The organism is Streptomyces sp. NPDC054840 (assembly GCF_053611065.1).
Genome location: NZ_JBSGZP010000574.1, coordinates 1 through 4,898, shown reverse-complemented (window position 1 = coordinate 4,898; position 4,898 = coordinate 1). Strand labels below are relative to the sequence as shown.

General features: G+C 75.0%; 3 protein-coding genes and 1 pseudogene. 3 read left to right on the top strand and 1 reads right to left on the bottom strand.

All coding sequences use genetic code 11. The features are described 5' to 3' along the window. Positions 1-80: 80 nt before the first annotated feature. Together ACWGIU_RS29860 and ACWGIU_RS29855 are read left to right on the top strand one after the other, a co-directional pair. A pseudogene (locus ACWGIU_RS29860) lies at positions 81-2,060 on the top strand (ComEC/Rec2 family competence protein); the annotation flags it as partial. A gap of 385 nt (positions 2,061-2,445) precedes the next feature. Next, on the top strand, positions 2,446-3,327 hold the full coding sequence (locus tag ACWGIU_RS29855; protein WP_453710973.1) for a YceI family protein: 882 nt from the start codon (positions 2,446-2,448) through the stop codon (positions 3,325-3,327). 96 nt (positions 3,328-3,423) lie between these two features. On the opposite strand, the gene ACWGIU_RS29850 is transcribed toward ACWGIU_RS29855, so the two are convergent. Further along, the gene (locus ACWGIU_RS29850) at positions 3,424-3,666 is read right to left on the bottom strand and encodes a hypothetical protein (protein WP_453710971.1); all 243 of its coding nucleotides are present in this window, start codon (positions 3,664-3,666) and stop codon (positions 3,424-3,426) included. 61 nt (positions 3,667-3,727) lie between these two features. Between ACWGIU_RS29850 and holA the strand changes: the two genes are divergently transcribed. Next, positions 3,728-4,720 (top strand): DNA polymerase III subunit delta, encoded by a 993-nt coding sequence (gene holA, locus ACWGIU_RS29845; protein ID WP_453710969.1) that lies wholly within the window; start codon positions 3,728-3,730, stop codon positions 4,718-4,720. The last annotated feature ends 178 nt before the right edge of the window (positions 4,721-4,898 follow it).

Below are 4,898 nucleotides of genomic sequence, written 5' to 3'. Positions count from 1 at the left end.
CGGCCGCCCTCGCCCTGGACGCGCCCGTCCACCGGACCGCCCTCGGGGTGGGCCTGGGGATCGTCTGCGCCGGCCTGTTGATGCTGGGCGCGTGCCGGCGACGACCGGGACCGCTGTGGCGGCTCGCCCCGGCCGCGGCGGCGGCGCTGCTGTGCGCGGCCGCCGGAGCGGGGGTGGCCGGGCTCCAGCGCGGCGAGGCGCGGGCCGGGCCGGTGGCCGGGCTGGCCCGGGAGCACGCCCGCGTCCTCGTGGAGCTCACCGTCGGCTCCGACCCGAGGACCGCCCGGAGCGGGAGCGGGCCGCCCATGGTGGTCCTGGACGCGGTGGTGACCCGGGTGACCGGGCCCGACGGGTCGAGTACCCGGGTCGAGACCCCGGTGCGGGTACTGGCCGGGCATCCGGGGTGGGCCCGGCTGAAGCCTTCCACGCGGGTGCTGGTGGTCGCCCGGCTGGCTCCGGCGCGGGGCGGGGAGCGGGCCTCGGCGCTGCTGCGCCCGGCCGGTGACACCCCGCCCCGGGTGGCCGGCGGCCCGGACACCGTCCAGCGGTTCGCGGGGCGGCTGCGGGCCGGGCTGCGCGAAGCCACCGAGGGGCTCCCACCGGATGCCAGGGCCCTGCTGCCGGGACTGGTCGTCGGGGACACCTCCAGGATTCCGCCCGATCTGCACGAGGCCTTCCGGGCCACCGACCTGCTGCACCTGCTGGCCGTCTCCGGTTCCAACCTGACCGTGGTGCTGTTCCTGCTCATCGGGCCCCCGGCCCGTGCGCAGCAGGCGGAACGGCGCGGGCTGGCGCCCCGGCTCGGACTCTCGCTGCGGGTCACCGCCGTGTGCGGGGCGGCTCTGACGCTGGCGTTCGTGGTGGTGTGCCGGCCGGAGCCGAGCGTGCTGCGGGCCGCTGCCTGCGGGGCGGTCACCCTGCTGGCCATCGCCACCGGGCGGCGCAGGTCCCTGATCCCGGCCCTGGGCGCCGCCGTGCTGCTGCTGGTGCTCTACGACCCGTGGCTGGCGCGCAGTCACGGCTTCCTGCTCTCCGTGCTGGCCACCGGGGCGCTGCTCACCCTCGCTCCCCGGTGGAGCGAGGCACTGCGGCGCCGTGGGGCGGGGCCGAGGCTCGCCGAGGCGCTGGGTGCCGCCGCGGCCGCGCAGGCGGTGTGCGCGCCCGTGGTGGCCGTGCTCGCCGCGCGGGTCAGCCTGGTGGCGGTCCCCTGCAACCTGCTGGCCGAGCTGGCGGCAGGACCCGCGACGGTCCTCGGCTTCGCCGCGCTCGCGGTGGCTCCGGTGTGGATGCCCGCCGCAGAGCTGCTCGCCCGGTGCGCGGGGGTGCCCGCCGGATGGATCGCCGGCGTGGCTCGGGCCGGGGCCCGGTTCCCGGGCGCGGAGCTGCCGTGGCCGGGCGGGGTCACCGGCGGCGTTCTGCTGGCCTGCGCCACCCTGGCCGTCGTGACGATCGGTGGTATCCGGTTCCGCGGAAGAGGGTGGCTCTGCTCCGCCTTGGCGGCGCTGCTGCTCCTGGCCGTACTGCGGCCGCCGCAGCTCACCCGTACGCTCTCCGGCTGGCCGCCGCCCGACTGGAGCTACGTCCAGTGCGCCGTGGGGCAGGGGGACGCCGCCGTGCTCGCCGTCGGACCCGGTGAGGCCCTCGTGGTGGACGCCGGCCCGGAACCCGGACCGGTGGACGACTGTCTGCGCGCGTTGGGCGTGCGGCGGGTTGCGATGCTCCTGCTGACGCACTTTCACGCCGACCACGTCGGAGGCCTGTCGGGGGTGCTGCGGGGCCGGTCCGTGGGTGTGATCCAGGCCACCGCGCTGGAAGAGCCGCCGGGACAGGCCGAGTTCGTCCGGCGGACCGCGGCGGCCGCCGGAGTGCCGATCGTGAAGGCGGTACAGGGGGAGCGGCGCCGGGCCGGAGCGTTCGAATGGCAGGTGCTCTGGCCTCCGCCGGACGGACCGCCGCCCGAGGGCCCCAACGACGCGAGCGTCGCCCTGCTGGTGCGGGGCGGGGGGCTGACCCTGCTCCTCCTCGGTGACCTCGAACCGGCCGCGCAACAGGCCCTCTTGAGAGCCCGTCCGGACCTCGGCCCGGTGGATGTCCTCAAGGTCGCCCACCACGGCTCGGCGCACCAGGATCCGGAGCTGTACGCCCGGATCCGGCCACGGCTCGCACTCGTTCCCGTCGGCGTGGGCAACCGCTACGGACACCCCGCGCCGAGTACGCTCGCCCGGCTGCGGGAACTGGGGACGACCGTGCTGCGTACCGATGTCGACGGCTCGATCGCCGTCACCGGGAGCGGATTTCGACTACGAGCATTTTCGGCCAACCGGCGGCGGAGTCGTCGCGGCCATACCGGGCGCGACCACTCTGTTTGCCCACAACCCGACAGCATGATCGAATGCGTCTTCGCCAGAACGGTCCAAGTCCACACAGCACGGGGGTGCATCAGCCATGTTCGGTCGCCGACGGGGGATGGAGACGGCCGGAAATTCCAGCCCGCCCACATCCGCGACACTGACGCTGCCGCCGACGGCGCGTCTGCTCAGCTGCCGGGTCCTCGACACGGTCCACCGACCGGTACGACAGGCCGCGTTCGAGGTGACCGACCCGATCGGCCGCCGCATCGTCAGCGGCGAGACCGACCCGTACGGCGGCTTCGCCGTGGCCGTACCGGAGGGGGAGTACCGGCTCTCCGTGACCTCGGAGGGGTACGCACCGTTCCACGGGGTGACACTCGTGGGGGACCCGGGGCAGCCCGGCACCGCGGAGATCATCCTCGACACGGTGGAGCCGCCGCTGCTGCCGCAGCCCGGACACTGGGAACTCGACCCGACGCACTCGTCCATCGGGTTCACGGCCCGCCACATCGGTCTGGCCCGGATCCGGGGCCGGTTCACCACGTTCGCCGGGGCGGTACGGATAGCCGAGCGCATGGAGGACTCCTCCATGCACGTGATCATCGACGCGGCGAGCATCGACACCGGGGTGCGGCTGCGCGACGACCACCTGAGGTCGGGGGACTTCCTGGACGCGGTCCGCCACCCCACGGTGGAGTTCTACAGCGAGCGGTTCATCCACCGCAGCGGCAGCGGCTGGGCCGTCGCCGGGGCGCTGACCCTGCACGGGGTGAGCCGGTCCGTGACCCTGGACACCCAGTACCTGGGCTTGGGCACGGGTCTGGAGGGAGAGCTCCGGGCGGCCTGCCGGGCCACCGCCGAACTGCACCGTGAGGACTTCACCCTCAACTGGCAGTCGATGCTGGCGCACGGGATCGCCGCCATCGGTTCGAGCGTGGAAGTGACCCTGGACGTCCAGGCCGTGCGCAAGGCCTGACGCGGAGGCGGAGCGGCCGGGGGGTGCCCCGCCGGTCGGGCCGGATCAAGGAGCGGTGTCCGGTGACCCGAGGCCGGCCTGCTCGGCGGGGCACCCCTACGGGGCTTCCAGCCAGCCCTCGTACTCGGCGGCGAGGTCGTCCAGGGTGCTGCTGTCGAGCCGTTCCTGCGGGTCCTCGACGACCACCAGCCACTGGGCGTCCTCGGCGTCGTCCTCGCCGGCCAGCGCGTCGCGGACCACATGCGGCTCCTCGGGGAGGCCGAAGCGGTCGACGGCTTCCTGGGCCACCTCCTCGGCGGCGTCGCGGTCGGGCAGGACGAGTACATGTCGCACATTCACGCGACCATTCTCGGGCACGCGGGGCGGAGGGCTGTCGGTGCGGCGTGGGATGCTGGAGCCGATGGCCACCAGGAAGAACTCCACCGACGATCCGCTTGCCCCGCTCACCCTCGCGGTGGGGCAGGAGGAGCTGCTGCTCGACCGTGCCGTGCGCGAGGTGGTGGCGGCCGCCCGCGCCGCCGATGCCGACACGGACGTCCGCGACCTCGCCTCCGAGCAGCTCCAGCCCGGCACGCTCGCCGAGCTGACGAGCCCCTCGCTCTTCTCCGAGCGCAAGGTGCTGGTCGTGCGCAACGCCCAGGACCTGTCCGCGGACTCGGTCAAGGAGGTCAAGGCCTACCTCACCGCGCCCTACGAGGAGATCGTCCTGGTCCTCCTGCACGCGGGCGGCGTCAAGGGCAAGGGTCTGCTGGACGCGGCCCGCAAGGCGGGCGCGCGGGAGATCGCCTGCCCGAAGATGACGAAGGCGGCGGACCGGCTGTCGTTCGTGCGGGGCGAATTCCGCACGCTGGGCAGGTCGGCGACCCCGGAGGCGTGCCAGAACCTGGTGGACGCGATCGGCAGCGACCTGCGGGAGCTGGCGAGCGCCGCCGCCCAGCTGTGCGCCGATGTCGAGGGCACCATCGACGAGGCCGTCGTCGCCCGCTACTACACGGGCCGGGCCGAGGCCTCCAGCTTCACGGTCGCCGACCGGGCGGTCGAGGGGCGGGCGGCCGAGGCCCTGGAGGCCCTGCGCTGGTCCCTGTCCACCGGGGTGGCACCGGTGCTGATCACCAGCGCCCTGGCCCAGGCGGTCCGCGCGATCGGCAAGCTCGCCTCCGCCCCCCGTGGGTCCCGCCCCGGCGACCTGGCCCGGGACCTGGGCATGCCGCCGTGGAAGATCGACCGGGTCCGCCAGCAGATGCGCGGCTGGTCGGCGGACGCGGTCTCGGACGCCCTGCGCGCCGTGGCCGCCGCCGACGCCGGAGTCAAGGGCGGCGGCGACGATCCCGAGTACGCCCTGGAGAAGGCCGTGGTGGCGGTGGCCCGCGCGGCCCGCCCCCAGCGCCGCTAGCCGGCGCCCCGCCGGACGGCGACGAAGCGCCAGGCCGGTGACCAGCGGGCTCCGGCCGCCGCGCCCGAGGCCCTGGCCTCGACCGGCCTCGCCGCCTCACCGCGTAGCGGGTAACACGAAGGCCCCGGCCGCCACCCGGGGGAAGGGTGGCGGCCGGGGCCTTCGGTTACTTCTGGTT